The sequence below is a fragment of the Culicoidibacter larvae genome, from assembly GCF_005771635.1.
GTDB classification, from domain to species: Bacteria; Bacillota_I; Bacilli_A; order Culicoidibacterales; family Culicoidibacteraceae; genus Culicoidibacter; species Culicoidibacter larvae.
Genome location: NZ_VBWP01000001.1, coordinates 392124 through 414732, shown reverse-complemented (window position 1 = coordinate 414732; position 22609 = coordinate 392124). Strand labels below are relative to the sequence as shown.

The following is a 22609-nucleotide window of genomic DNA, read 5'->3' as shown; positions in this document are numbered from 1 at the left end:
TATACTGAAAAAGTCATTGAAAATCAAAATTAATCACTATTTCTGGCGACCAAAAATCGAGGCAAAGTTCCCATAAATATCCCTTGTTGGCACAATATTCACAAATGCATGTTCATCATAAACCGACACAATTTCACGCAATATATGCAGCTGATAGCTTGATACAACCGTCATAATCATCTTACGTTCTTGCCCAGAAAACGACCCCTGCGCATCAATAACCGTTCCGCCACGTTTACAGCGAACGTGCAACTGATGCAAAATCGGCTCAGGATTAGCAGTAACAATAAAGGCTGTCAACTTCCGATGTTGAGTATGAATTGTATTTACCACCTGAGTTGAAACATAAATCATAATCAAAGTATACAAAGCAACCTCAAGATTATTAACCAAACCTGCCAACAAAATAACTCCGGCATTGATATACAATGAGTAGTTGCCAAAAGCACCACCGCGGCGTAAAGAAGCATACATCGAAATAATATCAATACCACCAGTTGAGCCACCATAGCGCAAACTAATCCCGGTTCCAGCACCAATTAACAACCCACCAAATAAAACATCAATCCAAATCTCATCAGCAATTGAATAGGTAGGCACTACACTCAACAAAACCCCAGTAGTCACAACTGAAACAATACTCAAAATTACAAAACTCCGACTTACCTTCAACCAACCAAAAATAAGCAGCGGAATATTAGCTAGAATGGTCAGCATCCCAAGGGAAAGACTTATCCCAAAGTTACTAGCTAAATAACCTTCAAGAATCTGGCTAAGACCCGTAATACCACCACTATACACACCGGCAGGAATAGCAAACAACTTAAACCCCGCAACATATATACAAGAGCCAACAATAACTGCTACAAGCCCCTCAAAAAAAGTCCGTTTATCAAATTGTTTCATTTTAGCGATAAAATCCATGTTGCTCACGCTCCAAAACTATTTAGCTCTATTCATCATCTTCAACGTCTTCATCATCGTCCCAATTATATTCAGTAACCATTGAATCACTCAACCGATCATTCAACAGTAAATCCGGATTATTCTCAGCTGCCTCAATAAACTTCGCATTGGAAATTTCATCAAACCGACGAGTAATCTTATTCGTAGTTGTATGAACTTCCTTAACTGTTTTCGACACCGTATCAATACTGCGCGACAACTTATCCCAGCGCTCTTTATATCTGGCAAATTCTAAACCTAGTCGCTCAAGCTCTTCACGAATCACCTGAGCGTATTTATCTCGTTCCATATTACGCAGAACCACTTGCAATGTAGACAATAATGCCATCAATGTAGTTGGCGAAGCAATCCAAACGTTACGCTTACTGGCATAATCAATCAAATTGCTATGGTAAGCATGTATCTCAGCAAAAATAGCTTCTGCCGGAATAAACATAATCGCCTGATCCGCGGTTTCCGGCGGACAAATATATTTATCTGCTATTGCATCAATATGCTTTTTAACATCACTGACAAAAAGCTTGGCAACACTTGCTGCCTCAACCTCAGACAAAGTTCGATCAGTCAAGCGACGATAATTTTCCAAAGGAAATTTAGAATCAATAGCAATTGAGCCTAGAGGATCTGGAGCAAATAACATCAAATCCGTCTGCGTCCCATTCTTCAACCGATATTGCAACTGATAAATCTGATCATTAGCACCAAAAACTGTATCAAAAATATGTGCTAGCTGCACCTCGCCAAAAGTCCCTCTGGTCTTCTTGTCGGTCAAAATATCCTGTAATGAAATAATATTAGTCGAAAGCGCATCAATCTTCTTCTGCGCCTCATCAATTTTACCTAAACGCTCAATAACATTCTGAAAAGTCTGACTCGTCTTTTCAAATCCTTTATCCAAACGTTGCTCAACTTTTTCGTTAATCGCCAATAATCGACGCTCAAGTTGTTCATTCAAACGATTGAAATCAGCATTAAGTTCCTTCGTAATATTATCTTTAAAGACAAACAAGTCTTTGCTTGTCGCTTGTTCTAACTTAATGAATCTTTCAACTAAATTAGTCTCTACTTGATGGGTTTGTTGCATTTGCAACTGACTACTTTGAGCAAGTAAACTTTGTATCTGCTCACGACTTGCTCCTTTATTGTTATTGCTTCGTATAATCATCAAAATGATAATTATCCCAAACAAACAATTAATCGCAATTACAACTAAAAGCAATAATTCCATATTTGCCATCCTTTACAATATTGTTCGATCATTCTCAAACACTAAAATATCATGTTTACGTTGGCGTAAAACCTCCGCTTGCTTTCGCACTCGGCGCCACATTCTCACTTTGATATATCGCATTGTATATAAAATTATTACTAAAATCGGAATTGCCATTAAAATACCGACAAATCCAAGAATATTACCGCCAGCTAAAATAGCCAAAATAACTAAAATATTAGGGACACTGATTGCCCGAGCATAAATACGCGGTGCAATTGCATTAATGAAAATCTGCATGAAAATTGTCAGTGGCAAAAAAGCAAACAACGTCAGTTGTAAAGAAACAGGAACTGTTACCAGCCCTAACAACACTGTAGTAATAAACGAACCAATAATCGGAATAAAGTTAAACAAGTTCATAACAATTGCCAACGGCAAAGCATTTTGAACCCCATTTGCGAACAATACAATAGCGAACACAATTGATGAAATTACGGTGCTTAACACTAATGCTTTAAAATAAGCATAAATCTCTTTCGATAACCCTGTAAAATACTTAGTAAATGATTCTCGTCGGCGATAAGGCAATGTTCCGCTAATCCGTCCAAGCAAATTCTCAAAATCAAATAAGAAAAACAAAGCGGCGATAATAGTCATCATCGCTGCGATTGACCAACCAGCAATACTATTCACTGCACTCAGAGCCTGATTCGGTGACTCTTTCAGGTAGTTAACAAAACTATCAACATTCTTTTGCCAGAATGTTGCAAGCTCACCGAACAAATCAATTTTAAAGGTCTCCTGCAAATAAGATAGCAAATTAAAAATAGCATCCTTCAACATAATGATTTGTTCATATATTTGCGGAATTAATGGTAACACTAAAAATACTAACGAAGCCACCAATAAAACAATAAATAAAAATATTGCTGCGCCACGATTATTAAAACAAATTCGCTTCTGTAAAAAGACTACTGCCGGATGTGCTAAAAAGGCAATAATGAAGCCAATAATGAATGCTGAAATTCCATTCAAAATAAAACTGACTGTTGGCCAAAGCCACTGAATGCCAAATAAAGCCAGCATCACAGCACCAATCCCAAGCAACACAATTGTAACCTTTATTAAAATAAGCAGCAGGGGCCCTAAGTCCTTCTGGTTAAAAATTTTCCCAAACATATCTATGCTACCGCCATTCATATATAATTTCGTAGAAGTTAGTATAATCTTAACATAAAAACCCACTTAAATAAACCGAATTCACCTGAATTCCGCTTAGAGAAAAATAAAAAAACGCAAACTCCTCAAGTTTGCGTTTTTAAAATTAATTTATAAAAATAACATAAACAGGCTTTCTCAATTCAGTATTCATTATTTCATACATTTCTGCTGTTGAATAATCATCCATTACCTGATTACGCAATTCAATTGAATCCGTGATTATTGCATCCATATTATCTGGATTAATGACATGAAGTGCCTCATCTGGTATTCCGATATCTCCGCGAGGAACTGCATAATATGCATTTTTACTTAGAGCCAGAATACCATCACCAATATCAATATATCTCGAATAGTATGTTGATAAAAATAAATTATTGCCATTAAAAAAATATGATTCCCCTATACCGTCCTCAGGCATTTCAATATTATCATTATCAACATCAGCCACCGTTACAAATCTAATCACAGAATTGCGCTGGTCAAACATTTCTGCAATGTCATTCACTGTTTCCGACATCAAATTTGGAAACTTCACCGTACTCATTTGATAACGTTCTGTAGTAATTGGAAATTCGTTTTGGTCTTGAACGATTACAAGTACTAATAACATAATAGGAATTAGGTATTTTACTTTTAGTTCAGAGAATAGTGTATCCACAACTACAAACCCAGAATATGCCATTAATAATATTAATAGACTTTCCAAAAAACGTCTGAAAGGAAAATTCATCAAATTAAACAAAATATTACTAAATATCGGAACATAAGCACATACACATATGAATGCTAACATGAATCCTACAAACAACTTCTCATTAAAACTTGCTTTATTTTTAGCCACTCGATAAACAAATAACAACAACGCAATGACTAAGAATAGTGTCTTGCTTCTAATGCTATCAATAAAATTCAGCTGTTCTGTTGCCGAGTTTATACTTAAAATTTCGTTGAACGGTACATGCATTAACCAAATTGAATAGCCAATCGCAACTAGACAACATATTGACACCACGATTAATACTACAGGCGCAATTTTTATTTCATATTGCTTTTTCATATTCCAAATAAAAATCAAAACAATATAGGAAATAGCACTGTATAGAAGCATAACTGAAGAAAAACTTAAAAATGCTATCGGAAGTAAAATCCACAGCCAGAGAGCTTTTTTATTCTTAATACTCTGAAAAAATAAAGAAAAAATTAAGGGTAAGTACATAACCGTCACTAGTACATTCCCAAACCACGGTGATGTCAATAATTTATTAAACTCAAATCCGTACATTGTTAAAATAAGACAAGCTAAACCAATTAGCCAAAATGAATGATATTTTGATTCTCTCCGCTCATTTAATTGATAAAGAAATTCGCTCAATGAAAACATAATTATTGGAACAGTGAAAAACGGTACTATTAATCGATTAAACAGCGCTGGGGCAACTGAAAAAACACTCGAAAAATATGATGTGAACAGCTCCCAACTAGGAATTAGTTCATGCAGCCCTAGTCCTACACCAAAAACTGATGGTGATTCAGAAAAGATAGCAGAACTGCCAATAGCCTTTAAAGCTTTTGCCCCATATAAATAGTCATCCCAATTACTTCCACTTATTGAATCCCAATAGACTGTACCAATATCAAAAATCACTAATCCAATAATTAGAATTATTAATAACCACAAAAAATAATTTGACTTTACATAACCCCAAAGCTCCCCAAGGTTTATTTTTTTATATAACTTTAACTTGTAAATAAAATATCCAGCACTAACTATTGCTACAAATAATATTAAAGAAAATAATATTGAGAAAAGTGGCCACGATAGATGTAATACCGCGGTTATTGACATTAAAATTGACAATGGAACAAATAGAATAATAAAACCATATAAAGTCTTATGTTTCACCTTTAAATCTAAAAAGCTTGTTATGCCATTACCCAATCCATATAATATAAAGAAAATTATTGGTAGAAATATAAACCCAATCATATACTAACTCCTCCGCTATTCCGAATAAACCCGAAAAACCTTCTTAAACTTATCTCCCAATCGATCCGCATATTCCAGCAACCACAAGTGCGCAACCAAAATTGCTGGATGCAGTCTTAACAAAAAGCGCTGCCAAAAAGATATATAATTCTTCAGTGGCAATTCCTTCGCTGTACTTCTAATATCCTTACAAAAAACTTTCTGCCCAAAAGCTTGGCGTCGATAAATTTTCAGCGACAATACGCGTAACATCCAAGCGTATACACGCAATGTCGTTGCATGCGGTTCAATTTGGTCATCACTTAACTGTACCAAATTTTCGGCAACGGCCTTGGCATCAGCTTCTGTTTGCTTTAACCTGAGTGTATTAGTTAGCGACTGTTCATACTGAATATACTGATAAAGTGGTTTTTCAATCGTTCCCACCCGTTCACAATGAGCCAGTAACCCGGCCATAAAAGCGACATCTTCTAAAACCTTCACTTGTTCCGGAAACTGTACTCCACTTGCCTTAATAACCTCGTGCCGAATCATCCACATCCAAGTCATATTTTGCATATTCCAACGTTGCAATTTAGCATCCGTACAAAAATATTGCATTCCCGGCATAACTACCTCATACAACTTGAAAAAGTAAGGATTAATCTTTCGCTTACCGTTACGATAAATATTCAAAAAGTTCACTCGAACCGCATCCAGGTTATTTAACTCAATAAAGTCAACCATTTGCTCAAGCATTGTCAATTCCAACTTATCATCGCTATCCATAAAATAGATATACTCTCCGGTTGCTTTAGAAAGTCCGAAATTACGGCTGGCAGAAATACCATGATTCGTGCGATCAAAAAGCTGAATGCGTTCATCTTTTTGCGAATATTTTTCAAGTATTGATAGAGAGTCGTCACTGCTGCCATCATTAATCAAAATAACTTCAAAATCAGCAAATGTCTGCGCCAGCAAACTATCCAATGCTATTGCCAGCCTTGAACTAGTATTATAAACACTAATAATCACACTTACTTTCGCCATAAAAAAACCTCTACTTCTTCCGAGTTTTTTCTAAGCTCTGTTGATGCCGATCTTGCTGAGCCTCAACAGCACTCTTTGGCGGTGATAATAAATCTTTTAGCCACCAGATAAAGCGAATAGAATTTCCATTTGTATGATACATATGCCAAATTGAAAATTTATACTTTATTTTTTCCAGCCAACCAAAATTTTCCGCTACTGCTCGGTAATCTTCATCTAAATAAACATTTTTGTTCCAATGTGGAAAAAAGCTTTTAACAAAACCGAATATACGCTTGATTCCTTCTTTTCGTCCAATTGTCGGGTCAATATACCGAACCAAATGCAACATATTTAAAATTGCATGCTTGGTAAAATAAAACTCCATAATATCATGATACTCAATTAAAGCATCTTCTTGTGCAAAATAATCATACACTCGTTCTAGAGAAGCTAATTTATCAAAAATATGTTGATCAAATACTTTAGTAATTGATGCCTCTCTTTGGAGATAGTAATATAATGGTTCATCAACCCCAACAATTTTATTAGCATGCAAAAATAACATCGGCGTTGTCCCTACATCCTCGTACTTTAAGCCTTTAGGATAAGTAATGCCATAATCAACAAATAAAGAGCGCCGGTATATCTTATCCCAAGCAACTGGTGCCAACGATACTAAAATTAGCGGATTATCCTGTAAGGTTACTGGATCAACATTCACTTCGAATGCCCCAGCAAGATGACTACCATCGCGCTCATACACATCCATAATTCGACATTGAGCAATATCAGCATCATATTCGATAGCTTTATTGTATAGCTTTTCATACATAGTCAAGTCAGCCCAATCATCACTATCAAAAAAAGCAATGTACTCTCCTTTGGCATAAGGAATACCGTAGTTGCGAGCATCAGAAAGTCCACCATTATCTTTTAATAAACCAATTACTTTTTCAGGATATTCAGCTACAAATCGCTCAATAATTGCTTGTGAATTATCGGGACTACCATCGTTAACACAAATAATTTCAATGTCACTTAATGTTTGATTTACTAATGAATTCAAACATTTTTCTAAATATTCTTCAACTCCATAAATTGGAACTATAATAGACAGTTTAATCATTATTAGTTGCTCCACTCTCTGTAAATAAATTTATCCATTTTTGCGGATTATAAAACTGCTTCATGTGTTTATCAGCATTTTTATCTCTCATCGCTTCGCGCCATTTTTTATCAGTAACCAATTTTTCAAGCGCAAACTCTACCCCTTCAGAATTATTTTCAACAACAACTCCAAACTCATCACTAATCCCTAATATCTCTTTAGTTCCACCAACAGCTGTTGCTGCCATGGGTAAATGAAAAGCTAATCCTTCAATCAATGTAGTTGGCAAACCTTCTGTAAATGAAGCCTGAATCAATCCATCGCTCATTTTAAAATACGGATAGGGATTATCCTTGTATCCAGTTAAATGCACGGTATTAGATAACATATTATTTTCGATAAAATCTGCGACTCTTTTTTCATCGGCTCCACCATGGCCGATGAAAAACAAGTGATGCAAACAATCTCTTTTCAGTAATTCCATATGTGCTTCAAGTAGACGGATATGTCCCTTCACTGGCGAAAATCTCCCGACACATATTATATGCGGAGCATTGTCTATTCTTGTTACTCCGTATTCAACGGACTGTTCGATTAAATTATCAAAATCAACAAGATTATAACATGTTTCTACATTTGCATTTGGTACCTTTGAATGTATTGTTTTAGTAATGTAATCCGATACAGCAACAGTTTCACCAACAACTTCGGCTATTGTATGTTGAATATCATTACAAATATGATTCATTTCTGCATTTTGATAAAAATCAGTATGAATTACTAATTTTTTTTGTTCTTTCTTTAAATGACTCCAAGCCAAAAAGCGTAATACATCTTCTGTTTCAGTAAATCCAATTTCCCAATCAGCTTTTTCTAAAAATCGATGAGCTAATTTAAACATACCTTTATTTTTTAAAGCCAATCTGCCAAAAAAACGTAAAAACTGCCATCTTATAGCTCGAATTCCAAATGGATATTTTTGGTTAATCTCAACATTTGGATGGAAAGTCTCTATCTTAACCCTTTTATCAAGCATTTTATAAACACTTGCTTTATCCGGTTCCCAAGCAGAAAAAATCGAAACATTAAAAGACTCAATGAGTACATTAGCTAATCGAATAATCGCTATTGTAGTTCCACCGGTAGGTAACCCATAAACATAAAAGCGCAAATGTTTCTTCATTATTTCCTCCTAATTAACCATGAATCTTTAAGTATCGCCAATACCAAATAATTGATTTTCCATCTGAAGGCACTAACCTTTTGAGTGCCCATCTCTGTACCTTTCGCGGTAATAATTCTCGTACATATTTATTATCTACAGCATTCGGAAATTCCGTAGCAAACACTTCTGCAATACGTGCTAACTGATTTCGTATTTCCACTTTATTAAAATTACCTCTTATTACATCAAGATGATAAATGAATATATGTCTCACCGCCAAAAACTCAATTTCATCATGAAATAGTGTGTATATCCCTTGGACTTTAGCATTTGCTATTAGCCAATTAAACGAATCTACCATTTGAAACACTCTTGGACTTACTGTATTCATAATTGAGTTTACATTAGTTCTATTATAAAAATATAACCCTGAGTCCAGATAGAAAAAATCATCCTGTTGTGCTGAAACTAAAGGAAAAACTGCAAGATCTTCATATAGTAGTCCTTGAGGGAAAACAACATCATTGAAAAGTGATTTATGATATATTCCATTCCAAACCGATGGTTGTAAGTTCGATAATAAAAACTTTGTGGAATACATACCTGTATTCAAATTATAAAAAGCAAATTCTTTGTTTTCTTCAACGAAAATAATATTACATTTTGCTAGTTTAACATTATTATCTATGACAGATAGATAGAGCTTTTCAATAAAATCTGGTGCAACCCAGTCATCACTATCTACAAACATATACCAATCTGAATTACTATTTCTTATTCCAGTATTTCTGGCAGATGAAAGTCCAGCATTTTCTTGATTAATAACCTGTACTTTACTTGGATATTTCTCTATATAAGAATCTAAAATATTTGCTGAGTTATCTGTTGAACCATCATTTACACAAATTATCTCATAATCATCAAAACTCTGTTCAACAAGTGAATTCAAACATTTTTCGAGAAAGTTCTCAACATTATAAACCGGAACAATTACACTAACTTTTGACACGATTTTTTGCCTCCTTAGCAAGGTTTAAAAAGCGACCGATAAATGTTCGGAAGCCTTGTGAACCAAACCAGAATAGGACTAAAAAGGCAACTCCGTTTATTGCGGTAATTATTGTAGCACCTATAAACCAACTACCCAATGTATTCAAACTATTCCACGGTGTAATAAAGACCGGCATTAATATGAACTGCCAAATAAGTGCAGCTACAACAGTAATGCCAAACAAACTAAAATATTTCATAAAATAGCGCCAAGGCTTCATATCAAAGACTTGCTTATAAAGAATATATGGATAAAACCAAAAATTAGTCACCACTAATGAAATTAATGTACCAATCAAAACTCCGGTAACACCTAAAAATTGCACCAATATTAATGATAATACTAAGTTTACTATTGCCTCAATAATGGCAGCCATTTTTGTCTCTTTAAACATAGCATGAAGATCTATTGCTGTTCCGACTGCAACTCGTGTTACTTGATAATATGTTAATATAATCATTACTGTTAAAAATAAATGATCAAAAGTTTCTTTAATCAGAATAAAAATAAACGGTTGTGCCAATAAATACATAGGTATTATTACCACAGCACCAAGGAAAAAAGTAATATCCATTTGTTCATTAAGGACCTGTAATTTCTTTTCTTTGGTTTCTGAGGCATAAAGATTTCCTAACGAACTATCTGCTGCAAATAAAATTTGTTGTAAGTACCTAGTTACCGCGTCAAATACTTTACGGTAACCCAGATTAAAAATACCTGCTGCGGACGCACTTACAAACACCGACATCATTAATGTGTCAGTACTAGTTAAAACCAACTGTGACAATTTATGAACAAATAAATCTTTAGTTTTATCTTTAGTACTTAAATCCATCTGATCCTTACTTGTCCATTGAAACCAAGGGTACAACTTCTTGATATACCATCTGCTTAAAGCAATCTGAATAACACTTACAATCATCCCGGCAATAGTAAGAATAACTAAATCTGCGCCATTCAACATTAAAATAATTTCAACAATAACTGTAATAACCTGAATAGGCATATTAATCACTTGCATTTTATAATCATTTTGATGTGCCCGAACAATTGGTCCTGGCGAGTAATAAAAATACCCAATCAATGAACGAAGTAAATAAATACCCCAAATTAAATATGTATAGCCAAAACTAAACGGATTCTCGTTTACAAGAATGGGTGCAAAAATACCGACCGCAATACCCATAAATAATATCAATACACCTACCCGGCGCATTTGATATCTAGCTCCGGTCATAATCTGATTAATTTTAGTGTGATCATTTGCAGCAACCAGTCGATATAATGTTGTAATAACTGCTGTTCCGAGCCCAGCCTCAGCAAGGTGAATAAATCCTGATACTGTTCCAAAAAGTGCATCAACCCCACCAGCACCTAAGCCCAGTTCGGATGCAAAAACTGAAGTTCGAACAAAAGAAAGCACCATAACTAACAAGCTTGGCAATAATGTCCCAACATAATTCAACAACGTCTTTTTAAAGCGCATATGACAGCTCCTTATCAAAAAGTTTCAAAACATATTATATCATGAATCAATCCAGAACACCATGTTCGCTTTATTTTGAGGAAAAGTTAAAAAACGCTGTGGGCAACCCGCAGCGTTTTTATTATTTTCAAAAGATGAAAATGACATATACATGTAGTATTAAGCTACAATAATAGGTACAATAACTTCAGGAAGAGTTTTTGGAGGTTATCACATGAAAAAAACGGTGCGTCAGTTTGCCATACTCTATTTTGTTTCGCAAATGTTTTTTGGAATGTATCTTGGCTATCAGGTCGTTTATTTACGTTCAACCGGTATGCCGGATGATATATTAGGTTTTACGATTGCTTTGGCAGCACTTTTAGGAAGCGTTGGTCAGTTTATGACTGGTCGATTTATTCGTATGACTAAGTCCGTCAAGTGGCTATATATTGGTGCATACATTGCATTAGCAATTACTATTGCGCTCATTTTAAATATTGGTGCCTTTCCAGTTCTGCTAATTATTATGGTGGGCTTGCTTGGCGTTCTTTCCAACACAATTGCCGCTCTTTTGGACAGCTGGGTAATGGCTTCTGACGAGTCGGTACGAAACCGCTTTGGTTTCGTCCGGTCGTTCGGTTCATTAGGGTGGTCGATATCAGTTTTTGCTACTGGATATCTCCTAACATGGTTTGGCTGGAACTTCATTTCTGTGATGTTTATTCTATCAATTCCACTAATGGTTTATATTTTATATGGCATTAAAGACATTAATCCGCCTAAGCCAAGTCCGCTGCGAAGCAAAGTGCAACGTGCTGAGGTCGGTAAAGTTATTCGTACCTCGAGATTTTTCTTGCTCATTGCCGCATTAGTTTTAATATATATCTGTATGCAAACACTGAATGTTTATTCCATTGTTCGCCTCCAAGATGTTGGTGGTACTGAGATTGATGTCGGCTATTATGTGAGCCTTCAAGCACTAATTGAAGTTCCTGGTTTCATCCTTATGAGTCATTTTTCACACCGAATTAATGCTAAATTTACCTTAATATTGGCGGCTTTGTTTTATACAATCCGAATTCTTTTAATTGGCGTTGCAGCTACTCCGCTACTGATTATCCTTTCCGGACTATTCCAGTTAGTAACCTTTGTTTTCTTAACTATAAGTACTAAGTTCCTAATTAACGAGCTAGTACCACAGCGGCTAAGCATAACCCTGCAAACCACTACCAGTGCTGTATTCTTGTTTACTTCAGTAATTACCAATATTGTAGGGGGAATTATTTCAAAAGCATATGGCACATCCAACCTATTCTTCTTTGTTGCTATATTCGGTGTTTTCTCAATTGGACTCTCATTTATTTATTATAAGAAGTACGGCCGGCCCGAGCCGAAGAAAATTTGAAATAAAAAAAGAACATGATAAATCATGTTCTTTTTCTTTTAAGATATATTCTCATCCAGAAGCCGAAGTTTTGCTTTTGAGAGGAGCATAAACATTCTTTCAACTAGCCATTCGGCAGTGGGCAAAACTTCTGGAGCCAATATATGTTAAAACTAAACTAACTCGATAATAGCTGCTGGCGCATCGTCACCTTTGCGTGGTCCAACTTTAATAATACGAGTGTAGCCACCATTACGGTCAGCGTAGCGTGGTCCAATTTCGTTGAACAATTTTTGCAATGCGTCTTGGTTCTCATCAGCTTCTTTTTTGTATAAAACTGAAGCAGCCTGACGACGTGCATGCAAATCGCCGCGTTTTCCTAAGGTGATCAACTTTTCAACAACACGACGAAGTTCTTTCGCGCGCGTTTCAGTTGTTTCAATACGCTCATAGACAACTAAATCTGTCGCTAAACCGCGAAGCATAGCTTTACGTTGACTACTAGTACGTCCTAATTTTCTCATTATTGATAGCCTCCTTTACTAAAGGGTTTCTTTTATTCTGATCGAAGTGTTAAATCCATATCAACAAGTTTCTCTAAAATTTCTTTTAAAGATTTTTTCCCTAAGTTACGGATTTTACTCATTTCATCTTCTGAATATGCAAGTAAATCATTTAAAGTATTGATTCCTGCACGTTTCAATGAATTATATGAACGAACTGATAAATCAAGTTCTTCAATGTTCATATCGCTTGATTTAATAGCAGCAACATTCTCTTTTTCAATCATGAAATCTGTCATGATTGCACGCTCATCAAGAACAACTAAGTCCTCAAGATGCTGAGACATAATTTTTGCAGCCATTGCAAGTGCAGCAACTGGGCTGACACTGCCATCAGTGCGAATTTCAAGGTTCAGACGATCAAATGTTGTATCTTTACTGATACGAGTATCAACTGTATATGATACATTCTCAACCGGTGTATAGATTGAATCGATTGGGATTACGCCTAGTGCTTGTCCATCATGTTTGTTAAACTCAGCGCGAACGTATCCACGACCGCGGTGAACTGACATTTTCATGTGGAAACGCGCACCTTTTGCAAGTGTTGCAATATGTAAGTCCTTATTAATAACTTCAATATTAGCATCACAAACAATATCTCCGGCAGTAACTACACCTTCATTTTCAGAAGTAATTTCCAAAACATGCGAATCAGTATCTTCTGCTTTTAAAATAACTTTCTTCAAATTAAGAATGATTGTCGTTACATCTTCAAGTACACCTTCAATAGTAGAGAATTCGTGTACAACACCATCAATTTGGATGTCCGTAATTGCCACACCTGGTAAAGATGAAAGCAACACGCGACGAAGGGAGTTACCAAGAGTAATTCCAAATCCCTTTTCTAATGGCTCTATAACAAATTTTCCGAAATTAGTACTTTCGGTATATTCAGTAACTTTTATTTCTGGTTTTTCAAAACCTAGCATTACAGTAGCCTCCTTTATTTACTCAAATATTACAGTGAGTGCCCTAAATTATCCACGAGGACGTTTAGGTGGACGGCAACCGTTGTGCGGAACAGGAGTTACGTCGCGAATTGCGGTAACTTCTAATCCTGTAGCTTGTAAAGAGCGGATTGCTGCTTCACGTCCTGGTCCAGGTCCTTTTACTGCAACTTCAACTGTAGTCATTCCGTGATCCATTGCTGCTTTTGCAGCTGCTTCAGCAGCCATTTGCGCAGCAAACGGTGTTGATTTACGTGATCCTTTAAATCCAAGTGCTCCTGCACTTGACCAAGAAACTGCGTTCCCTTGTTGATCAGTAAGTGTAACAATTGTATTGTTAAACGTTGAATGAATATGAGCCATTCCAAGAGGAATATTCTTTTTCACTCGGCGTTTACGTGTTTGACGTGCCATTTACATGACCTCCTTCTACATTAATTCACTTTATCTTGTAGATATCGTAAGATATATGATCTTATCATATATCCAAATTTCTTCATTACCGTTTCTGCCTCTACTATTGTAGCAAACAAAACGATTTTTCTAAGTCTTAATGCTCAGCATTAATTGCTTACATTATTTTTTCTTATTAGCTACTGTACGACGTGGTCCTTTACGAGTACGAGCATTCGTTTTCGTACGTTGTCCGCGTACTGGTAAACTACGACGATGGCGGATACCACGGTAGCTTACGATTTCTTGAAGACGTTTAATATTTAATGCTACTTCACGACGAAGATCGCCTTCAGTTTTAACTTTGTCAACTTCTGCACGAATACGAACAAGTTCGTCTTCGCTTAAGTCGCGTACACGTGTATCTTCACTTACGTCAGCTGCTTTTAAGATTTTTTCAGCAGTAGTACGCCCGATACCAAAAATGTATGTTAATGAGATTACTACGCGTTTATCACGTGGAATATCGATTCCTGCAATACGTGCCATTTCTTTGCACCTCCGTTATTATCCTTGTCTTTGTTTATGTTTGGGATTTTCACAAATCACCATTACCCGACCTTTACGACGAATAACTTTACATTTATCGCAAATAGGTTTTACAGATACTCTTACTTTCATAGTTTTTTACCTCCTATGCACAAATTAAGTAACTTATGCAAAAGTTTGATTATCTATTTTTGACGATAGATAATGCGCCCACGTGTTAAATCGTATGGTGAAAGTTCAACCGTTACAGTATCACCTGGTAAAATGCGAATGAAGTTCATACGGATTTTACCAGAAACGTGAGCTAAAATTTGATGTCCGTTTTCTAATTCGACTTTGAACATAGCGTTTGGTAATGTTTCCAATACCTTTGCTTCTACTTCAATTACATCTGCTTTTGCCATAATGTTTCCCTCCTATAGAATAGTCAGGATGTCATATCCTGATTCAGTTACCACAATGGTGTGTTCATAGTGTGCCGCTGGAGACGCGTCAACAGTAACTGTTGTCCAGTTATCTTCCAGCGTGTGTGAAATTGGTTGTCCGCTGCAAACGATAGGTTCAATTGCGAGCGTCATACCAGGTTTTAAAATCACACCTTTGCCTGAGTTTCCGTAGTTGGGAACGTTTGGCTCTTCATGAAGGTCTTGCCCGATACCGTGGCCGGTAAATTCCTTGACGATTGAGCACCCATTTTTTTCAACATGCATTTGTATTGCATGTGAAACATCTGATAAGTGTACTCCTGGTGCAATGAGTTTTAAGCCTTCATAGAGTGATTGCTCTGTAACTTCCAACAAATGCTGTTTTTCTTCATTAATTGAACCAACTGCATAAGTCCAAGCAGAATCACCATGATATCCTTTATAATATGCTCCAATGTCAATCGTAACTATGTCACCGTCTTGTAAACGATATTCATCAGGAATACCGTGAACGATAACTTGGTTAACAGATATACAGCTGCTTGCCGGAAACCCATTATAGCCTTTAAATGATGGCGTAGCCTCACAGCTACGAATCACTTGCTCAACAATAGTGTCAAGCTCGGCAAGAGAAATTCCCGGCTTGATGTATTTACTCACCTCATGGTGAGCAATAGCAACAATTTTGCCAGCCTGGCGCATAATTTCTATTTCTCGCGGCGTTTTACAAATAATCATTTGTTTCCGCCTCCAAGTATACTTTGAATTGCTTCGTATACATGTTCCATTCCGAGCGTTCCATCAACAGTGCGGAGAATACCATTTTTTTGATAATAATCAATAACTGGTTTAGTCTCTGCAAAATATAATGAAAGCCGAGTGGTAATTTTTTCTTCAGTATCATCTGAGCGTTGGTAGAGTTCACCGCCACATACATCACAAACACCATCAACTTTTGGTGGGTTATAAACGATATGGTAAGTAGCGCCACAATTGCGGCAAACACGGCGACCGGTCAATCTTTCTGTGAGTAAATCTGTGGGAACATCAATGTTCAGAACAACATCGATCTTCCGACCTTTTTCTGCCAACATTACATCTAATGCTGCTGCCTGATCTGGATTTCTAGGGAATCCATCAAGTAAAAATCCATTTTCACAATCGTATTGAGCCAAACGTTCACGAACAATTTCGTTCGTTACACTATCAGGAACAAGTTCACCTTGATCAACATATTTCTGTGCTTCAATGCCCATTGGCGTCTTATCCTTCATAGCCGCCCGGAACATATCACCAGTTGAAATATGCGGGATTTTATACTCTTCAATGATTTTGGCTGATTGGGTACCTTTCCCAGCACCGGGAGGCCCCATTATAATAATATTCATTGACATTTATTTGCCTCCAAATCCAACACTATTCCAAGAAGTTAGTATAAGAACGTGATGACGATTGCATACGCATCTGTTTCACAGTCTCTAATGCTACCCCAGCCAAGATAATAATTGATGTACCACCAATAATTACATTAATACCGGCAACGCGGCTTAATATAAGCGGAATAGACACGACAACTGCAAGATAGATAGCACCACTGCATGTCAAACGGCCCAATACTCCTGAAATATACTTGCGAGTTTCTTCGCCAGGACGAACATTTGGAATAAATGCATTTTGCTTACCAAGATTTTCACTCATTTTTTCTGGATCAATCTGTACGTATGCATAGAAGAACGTAAACGCAATAGTCATTACAACATAAAGCGCGAATCCCCAGTTTGCGGTTAAGGTTAAGTTCTCAGTAACCCATTTACCCCAGTCTGTTGTGCCGAAAAATCCAGCAACAGTAACCGGTAATGAAATGATTGCACTTGCAAAGATAACCGGGATAACCCCAGCAGAGTTAATTTTTAATGGTAAGTAGTTTTTATCACTAACTGCCGATTCTTTAGCAGTTACATTTGCATATTGAATAGGTATTTTTCTTGTTGCTTCTTGCATATAGACGACAATAACGACTAGCAACAATAAAATCAGATATACCAGAATCATCGTAGCATAGTTAGTAGCAGTTGCGCCCTCAACCATATATGTATTCCAGATATTCAAGATTTCATTTGGCAATTGGGAAATAATCCCCGCCAAGATGATAATTGAAATACCATTTCCAATACCATGCTTAGTAATCAAATCACCAAGCCAGATTAAGATTGCGGTACCTGCCGTTAATATGATTGCTACCAAAATAACTGGTGTATAATCTCCATTCGTAATAGTCAATAATGTCCCATTTGTATAGGCATTAAATCCTAATGCAATTGCAATTGCTTGAACGAAAGCCAGAATCAATGATAAAACACGAGTTAACATATGTGATTTCTTCTTCCCGTTAACCCCCTCTTTACCCCAACGAGATAAAACTGGAATAACATCTTGTGAAAGAAGTTGAACGATGATAGACGCTGTGATGTAAGGTGAAACGCTCATAGCGAAAACGCTAAAACGTTTAAATGAGCCACCACCAATTAAGTTGATAAAGTCAAACAATCCTCCGGCTCCAGAACTGGATTCCATATAAGATCGCAAAGCCTCACCATTGATTAGCGGTGTCGGAATCATCGCACCCAAACGGAAGATAAACAGAATAAATACTGTAAACCAGATCCGTTTAGCCAATTTACTAAAGAATAAATCTCTAATAGTAAAGGTCTTCATCTAAATCACCTCAATACTCCCACCAGCACCTTCAATTGCTGTTTTTGCGCTTCCAGAGAATTTATGCGCTTTTACTGTCAATTTTTTCTCTAATTGACCATTGCCTAAGATTTTGATACCGTCAGATAATTTACTTATAACTCCTGTTGATAATAATAAATCAGGAGTTACTTCTGTTCCGTTATCAAAACGATTCAATGTATCAATATTTACAATAGTGTATTCTTTACGGAAGACATTTGTAAATCCACGCTTAGGAATACGACGGAATAAAGGAGTTTGTCCACCTTCAAATCCTGGGCGTACACCTCCACCGCTACGAGCGTTTTGTCCTTTATGACCGCGCCCAGCAGTTTTCCCGTTTCCACTTGCAGGACCACGCCCTACACGGTTTTTATTTTTACGAGAACCTTCTGTATACTTAAGTTCATGTAACTTCACCTTAGTGCACCTCCTTCTTTTATTGTTCGCTTACGCTAACTAAGTGTGCAACTTTGCGAAGCATCCCTTGTAATGTTGCTGAATCTTTATGTTCTACTGTTTGATTCATCTTACGAAGTCCTAATGCTTCAATTGTTGCTTTTTGATCTTTTTTTGCGCCAATAACGCTTTTCTTAAGGGTAACAAGTACTGTTTTTGCCATTTTAGTTGACCTCCCTTATCCTAAAATTTCTTCTACTGTTTTACCACGTAATGCAGCAACATCATTAACGGTACGTAAAGAACGTAATCCTTCAATTGTTGCATGTACCATGTTGATTGGTGTATTTGAACCTAAAGATTTTGAAAGAATATCATGAATTCCAACAAGCTCTAATACGGCACGCACTGGTCCACCGGCAATAACTCCAGTCCCGGGTGCAGCCGGTTTCAATAATACACTACCTGATCCAAAGCGACCAGTTACTTGGTGTGGTATAGTTGTACCAATAATTGGTACTTCAATTAAATTTTTCTTAGCATCTTCGATTGCTTTTTTAATAGCATCAGGTACTTCGTTTGCTTTTCCGGTACCAAATCCTACATGTCCGTTACGATCTCCTACTACTACGAGTGCTGCGAAACGGAAACGACGACCACCTTTAACAACTTTTGTTACACGGTTAATCGTTACGACTTGCTCCTCAAGCTCAAATTGATTTGGGTCTAATAACATTATCTCTTTCCCTCCTATCGCTTTTAGAATTTTAATCCTGCCTCGCGTGCAGCCTCGGCTAACGCTTTAACACGACCATGATAAATGTAACCACCACGATCAAATACAACTTCACTTACCCCAGCTTTAAGTGCGCGTTCTGCAACCAATTTTCCAACTGCAGCTGCGGCATCAGTGTTTGAAGTGTTTTTTAATTTAGCATCTTTATCTAAAGTTGATGCACTTGCAAGAGTTACTCCTGCATTATCATCAATTACTTGTGCATAAATATGTGTATTTGAACGGAATACATTCAAACGTGGGCATGCGGCAGTTCCACTCACTTTATTACGGATACGAAAGTGTCTTTTTTGACGTAATTTATTACGCGCTACTTTCTTGATCATGTATTGCCACTCCTTCCAAAATTAGCAGTTTAAGCTATTTTATTATTTCTTACCTGCTGTTTTACCTTCTTTACGACGGATACGTTCACCTTTGTAAGCAACACCCTTACCTTTATAAGGTTCTGGACGACGATACTTACGAATATTTGCGGCGATCTCTCCAACGCGTTGTTTATCAATACCTTTAACGATGATCTCAGTTTGTGAAGGAACATCAATTTCAATGCCAGCTTCCGGTTCAACTTCAACTGGATGTGAATATCCTAAGCTTAATACAAGTTTAGTACCTTGCTTTTGAGCACGGTAACCAACCCCTGTTAATACAAGCGCGATTTCAAATCCTTTTGAAACTCCTTCAATCATGTTATTGATCAAAGCAGTTGTTGTTCCATGAAGCATTCTGTTTTCTTTAGCATCGTTTGGACGTTCTACAGTAACTTGACCGTCATTAATGTTGATTTTCATTGCTTTACTGAATTGACGAGTTAATTCTCCTTTAGGACCTTTCACAGTAAGAAAGTTATCTTCATTAGTGATTGTAACCTCTCCGGGAATCGTCAATACTTTATTTCCAACACGTGACATGTGTGTACACCTCCTAAACTAGTTTTTTACCAAATGTATGCGATAACTTCGCCACCAACGTTGAGTTGACGCGCTTTTTTGTCAGTAACTACACCTTGTGATGTAGAAACAACAGCAATTCCTAAGCCACTCAATACTTTTGGTACTTCTTCTGCTTTTGCATACACACGAAGACCCGGCTTGCTAATACGTTTTAATCCAGTAATAACGCGTTCGTTATTGCGGCCGTATTTTAGGTGCAAACGGATAACTCCTTGTTTATTATCTTCAATATACTCAACATCGCGAACGAAACCTTCATTTTTAAGAATTTCAGCGATTTCTTTTTTGATGCTTGATTGTGGTACATCAACACTTTCGTGACGCATTTGATTCGCGTTACGGATACGTGTCAGCATATCTGCGATTGGATCAGTCATGACCATGACTCGTTTCCTCCCTTCTTGAACTTCGACATAATATTTTCAGTCAAAATTCTCTATATTGAAAGTTATAAAATTGCTCTTCGCAATTTTGAATTTATTTTACCAGCTTGCTTTACGTACTCCCGGAATTTGTCCTTTATAGGCTAAATTACGGAAACAAATACGGCAAAGCTTAAATTTGCGAATTACTGAATGTGGACGTCCACAAACTTCACAACGTGTATATTCACGTACAGCAAATTTTTGTTTTCTTTGTTGTTTAACAACCATTGATTTTTTTGCCATTCTTTTCGCCTCCTTACTATTTACCGAAAGGCATTCCTAATCCAGTTAGCAATGTCTGACCTTCTTCATCAGTATTTGCTGTAGTAACAACAACAATATCCATTCCGCGTACTTTGCCAACTTTATCAAAGTCGATTTCCGGGAAGATTAATTGTTCCTTAATTCCTAAGGTGTAGTTTCCGCGACCATCAAAGGCATGCTTTGAAACACCGTGGAAGTCACGTACACGTGGTAATGAAATAGATACTAGTTTATCTAAAAACTCATACATACGTTCACCACGCAATGTTACTTTTGTTCCGATAGGCATTCCCTCACGAAGACGGAATCCGGCGATTGAATTTTTGGCACGAGTAACAACTGGTTTTTGACCAGCGATTTGTGTCAATTCTTCAACTGCTGCATCTAATGCCTTAGAATTGCTTACTGCATCACCAACACCCATGTTGATAACGATTTTTTCAAGCTTTGGCACTTGCATAATTGACTTATATTGGTATTTATCCATTAAAGTTTTTACAATTTCGTTTTGATATTTTTCTTTCAAACGATTCATGAAGCGACCTCCTTTCAATCGAATTATTTATCTAGTACTTCACCTGATACTTTAGCGATACGTACTTTTTTCCCGTTACGAACTTCATAACCAACGCGTGTCGGTTTTTTCGTTTTAGGGCAAAGTGGCTGTACGTTAGAAGCATGAATTGGCGCTTCAATTTCTACAATTCCACCAACTTCATTTTGTTGACTGGCTTTTTGATGTTTTTTTACAACATTAATTCCCTCAACAACTACTTTGTTTTGTTTTGGTAAGACTTGAAGGATTAAACCTTGACGTCCTTTATCTTTACCAGCGATAACTTGAACTTTATCACCTTTTTTAACATGCATGTTCCACTGCACCTCCTTGTTTTAGCGGTATATTATAATACTTCTGGTGCTAAAGAGACAATACGCATAAATTCTTTATCACGTAGTTCACGAGCAACTGGCCCGAAAATACGTGTTCCACGAAGCGTTTTGTCATCTTTAATGATAACTGCCGCATTCTCATCGAATCGAATATATGAACCGTCTTTACGTTGTGTACCACGTACTGTACGTACGATAACTGCTTTAACAACGTCTCCTTTTTTTACTACTCCACCAGGAGTTGCTTGTTTTACTGAGCATACAACGACATCGCCGATGTTTGCAAATTTACGTTTTGATCCACCTAAGCAACGAATAACTAGTAACTCTCTCGCACCAGAATTATCCGCTACTTTCAAGCGTGATTCTTGTTGAATCATACTGTATACCTCCCTTCGGTCTTGGTGTTAACCGATTAGACTTGGATTGCTTTCTCAACCACTTCTACTAAACGATAACGTTTTGTAGCTGATAGTGGGCGAGTTGCCATAATTTTAACAACATCACCAATAGCTGCTGTTTGATTTTCATCATGTGCTTTATATTTTTTAGAATATTTTACACGTTTCCCATAAAGAGGATGTTTGACATATGTTTCAACAAGAACAGTAATTGTTTTATCCATCTTGTCTGAAACTACTTTTCCAACTAAAACCTTACGGTTATTACGCTCCATGTAGGAAACCTC

At 36.7% G+C, this 22609-nt stretch carries 30 protein-coding genes; 1 reads left to right on the top strand and 29 read right to left on the bottom strand.

What is annotated here, in order from left to right:
• Nucleotides 1-36: 36 nt before the first annotated feature.
• The 9 genes from FEZ08_RS02205 to FEZ08_RS02165 all read right to left on the bottom strand — a co-directional run bounded on the left by FEZ08_RS02205 (nt 37) and on the right by FEZ08_RS02165 (nt 11211).
• Nucleotides 37-924, bottom strand: a complete 888-nt coding sequence (locus FEZ08_RS02205; protein ID WP_138190064.1) for a YitT family protein — start codon at nt 922-924, stop codon at nt 37-39.
• Between the two features lie 28 nt (nt 925-952).
• Nucleotides 953-2194, bottom strand: a complete 1242-nt coding sequence (locus tag FEZ08_RS02200) for a DNA recombination protein RmuC (RefSeq protein WP_199287990.1) — start codon at nt 2192-2194, stop codon at nt 953-955.
• Nucleotides 2195-2206: 12 nt separating this feature from the next.
• Nucleotides 2207-3358, bottom strand: a complete 1152-nt coding sequence (locus tag FEZ08_RS02195) for an AI-2E family transporter (RefSeq protein ID WP_171014886.1) — start codon at nt 3356-3358, stop codon at nt 2207-2209.
• A gap of 145 nt (nt 3359-3503) precedes the next feature.
• A complete protein-coding gene (locus tag FEZ08_RS02190) occupies nt 3504-5390 on the bottom strand; it encodes a DUF6077 domain-containing protein (protein WP_138190061.1) in 1887 nt (628 codons plus the stop codon).
• A 15-nt stretch (nt 5391-5405) separates the two neighbouring features.
• Nucleotides 5406-6419, bottom strand: coding sequence for a glycosyltransferase family 2 protein (locus tag FEZ08_RS02185; protein WP_138190060.1), 1014 nt, complete (start codon nt 6417-6419; stop codon nt 5406-5408).
• 10 nt (nt 6420-6429) lie between these two features.
• Nucleotides 6430-7527, bottom strand: coding sequence for a glycosyltransferase (locus FEZ08_RS02180; protein ID WP_138190059.1), 1098 nt, complete (start codon nt 7525-7527; stop codon nt 6430-6432).
• Entirely contained in the window at nt 7520-8692 is a 1173-nt protein-coding gene (locus FEZ08_RS02175; protein WP_138190058.1) for a glycosyltransferase, read from the bottom strand. Before FEZ08_RS02175 ends, FEZ08_RS02180 begins: the two co-directional genes overlap by 8 nt.
• A gap of 13 nt (nt 8693-8705) precedes the next feature.
• Nucleotides 8706-9683 carry a glycosyltransferase family 2 protein gene (locus FEZ08_RS02170; protein ID WP_171014885.1) on the bottom strand — a complete coding sequence of 326 codons (978 nt, stop codon included), beginning with the start codon at nt 9681-9683 and terminating at the stop codon, nt 8706-8708.
• On the bottom strand, nt 9670-11211 hold the full coding sequence (locus FEZ08_RS02165) for an MATE family efflux transporter (protein WP_138190056.1): 1542 nt from the start codon (nt 11209-11211) through the stop codon (nt 9670-9672). The genes FEZ08_RS02170 and FEZ08_RS02165 overlap by 14 nt, the downstream gene beginning before the upstream one ends.
• 214 nt (nt 11212-11425) lie before the next feature.
• On the opposite strand from FEZ08_RS02165, the gene FEZ08_RS02160 reads away from it, so the two are divergent.
• The gene (locus FEZ08_RS02160; RefSeq protein ID WP_138190055.1) at nt 11426-12598 is read left to right on the top strand and encodes an MFS transporter; all 1173 of its coding nucleotides are present in this window, start codon (nt 11426-11428) and stop codon (nt 12596-12598) included.
• 152 nt (nt 12599-12750) lie between these two features.
• Here the strand turns inward: FEZ08_RS02160 and rplQ are convergent, their stop codons facing one another.
• From rplQ to rpsQ, 20 genes are all read right to left on the bottom strand, one after another.
• Complete coding sequence (gene rplQ / locus FEZ08_RS02155; protein ID WP_138190054.1) at nt 12751-13101, bottom strand: 50S ribosomal protein L17; 351 nt, start codon at nt 13099-13101, stop codon at nt 12751-12753.
• 32 nt (nt 13102-13133) lie between these two features.
• Entirely contained in the window at nt 13134-14072 is a 939-nt protein-coding gene (locus FEZ08_RS02150; RefSeq protein WP_138190053.1) for a DNA-directed RNA polymerase subunit alpha, read from the bottom strand.
• A 48-nt stretch (nt 14073-14120) separates the two neighbouring features.
• Nucleotides 14121-14504, bottom strand: a complete 384-nt coding sequence (gene rpsK / locus FEZ08_RS02145) for a 30S ribosomal protein S11 (protein WP_138190052.1) — start codon at nt 14502-14504, stop codon at nt 14121-14123.
• A 162-nt stretch (nt 14505-14666) separates the two neighbouring features.
• Nucleotides 14667-15032, bottom strand: coding sequence for a 30S ribosomal protein S13 (gene rpsM, locus FEZ08_RS02140; protein ID WP_138190051.1), 366 nt, complete (start codon nt 15030-15032; stop codon nt 14667-14669).
• A gap of 18 nt (nt 15033-15050) precedes the next feature.
• The gene (gene rpmJ, locus FEZ08_RS02135; RefSeq protein WP_138190050.1) at nt 15051-15164 is read right to left on the bottom strand and encodes a 50S ribosomal protein L36; all 114 of its coding nucleotides are present in this window, start codon (nt 15162-15164) and stop codon (nt 15051-15053) included.
• A 53-nt stretch (nt 15165-15217) separates the two neighbouring features.
• Nucleotides 15218-15436, bottom strand: coding sequence for a translation initiation factor IF-1 (gene infA / locus FEZ08_RS02130; protein ID WP_138190049.1), 219 nt, complete (start codon nt 15434-15436; stop codon nt 15218-15220).
• A 12-nt stretch (nt 15437-15448) separates the two neighbouring features.
• The gene (gene map / locus FEZ08_RS02125; RefSeq protein WP_138190048.1) at nt 15449-16195 is read right to left on the bottom strand and encodes a type I methionyl aminopeptidase; all 747 of its coding nucleotides are present in this window, start codon (nt 16193-16195) and stop codon (nt 15449-15451) included.
• The gene (locus FEZ08_RS02120; protein ID WP_138190135.1) at nt 16192-16845 is read right to left on the bottom strand and encodes an adenylate kinase; all 654 of its coding nucleotides are present in this window, start codon (nt 16843-16845) and stop codon (nt 16192-16194) included. The genes map and FEZ08_RS02120 overlap by 4 nt, the downstream gene beginning before the upstream one ends.
• 28 nt (nt 16846-16873) lie before the next feature.
• Nucleotides 16874-18172, bottom strand: a complete 1299-nt coding sequence (gene secY, locus FEZ08_RS02115) for a preprotein translocase subunit SecY (RefSeq protein WP_138190047.1) — start codon at nt 18170-18172, stop codon at nt 16874-16876.
• Nucleotides 18173-18613 (bottom strand): 50S ribosomal protein L15, encoded by a 441-nt coding sequence (gene rplO, locus FEZ08_RS02110; RefSeq protein WP_138190046.1) that lies wholly within the window; start codon nt 18611-18613, stop codon nt 18173-18175.
• A 19-nt stretch (nt 18614-18632) separates the two neighbouring features.
• Complete coding sequence (gene rpmD, locus FEZ08_RS02105) at nt 18633-18815, bottom strand: 50S ribosomal protein L30 (protein ID WP_138190045.1); 183 nt, start codon at nt 18813-18815, stop codon at nt 18633-18635.
• Nucleotides 18816-18830: 15 nt separating this feature from the next.
• Nucleotides 18831-19328: a 30S ribosomal protein S5 gene (rpsE, locus tag FEZ08_RS02100; RefSeq protein WP_171014884.1), complete on the bottom strand. Its 498-nt coding sequence runs from the start codon at nt 19326-19328 to the stop codon at nt 18831-18833.
• Between the two features lie 23 nt (nt 19329-19351).
• Nucleotides 19352-19714, bottom strand: coding sequence for a 50S ribosomal protein L18 (rplR, locus tag FEZ08_RS02095; RefSeq protein ID WP_138190043.1), 363 nt, complete (start codon nt 19712-19714; stop codon nt 19352-19354).
• A gap of 42 nt (nt 19715-19756) precedes the next feature.
• On the bottom strand, nt 19757-20299 hold the full coding sequence (gene rplF / locus FEZ08_RS02090; protein ID WP_138190042.1) for a 50S ribosomal protein L6: 543 nt from the start codon (nt 20297-20299) through the stop codon (nt 19757-19759).
• A 26-nt stretch (nt 20300-20325) separates the two neighbouring features.
• Nucleotides 20326-20724 carry a 30S ribosomal protein S8 gene (gene rpsH, locus FEZ08_RS02085; protein WP_138190041.1) on the bottom strand — a complete coding sequence of 133 codons (399 nt, stop codon included), beginning with the start codon at nt 20722-20724 and terminating at the stop codon, nt 20326-20328.
• A gap of 99 nt (nt 20725-20823) precedes the next feature.
• Nucleotides 20824-21009 carry a type Z 30S ribosomal protein S14 gene (locus tag FEZ08_RS02080; RefSeq protein WP_138190040.1) on the bottom strand — a complete coding sequence of 62 codons (186 nt, stop codon included), beginning with the start codon at nt 21007-21009 and terminating at the stop codon, nt 20824-20826.
• Between the two features lie 16 nt (nt 21010-21025).
• Complete coding sequence (rplE, locus tag FEZ08_RS02075; protein ID WP_138190039.1) at nt 21026-21565, bottom strand: 50S ribosomal protein L5; 540 nt, start codon at nt 21563-21565, stop codon at nt 21026-21028.
• A 23-nt stretch (nt 21566-21588) separates the two neighbouring features.
• Nucleotides 21589-21900 carry a 50S ribosomal protein L24 gene (gene rplX, locus FEZ08_RS02070; RefSeq protein ID WP_138190038.1) on the bottom strand — a complete coding sequence of 104 codons (312 nt, stop codon included), beginning with the start codon at nt 21898-21900 and terminating at the stop codon, nt 21589-21591.
• Nucleotides 21901-21932: 32 nt separating this feature from the next.
• The gene (rplN, locus tag FEZ08_RS02065; RefSeq protein ID WP_138190037.1) at nt 21933-22301 is read right to left on the bottom strand and encodes a 50S ribosomal protein L14; all 369 of its coding nucleotides are present in this window, start codon (nt 22299-22301) and stop codon (nt 21933-21935) included.
• Between the two features lie 35 nt (nt 22302-22336).
• Complete coding sequence (gene rpsQ / locus FEZ08_RS02060; protein ID WP_138190036.1) at nt 22337-22597, bottom strand: 30S ribosomal protein S17; 261 nt, start codon at nt 22595-22597, stop codon at nt 22337-22339.
• Between the last annotated feature and the right edge of the window lie 12 nt (nt 22598-22609).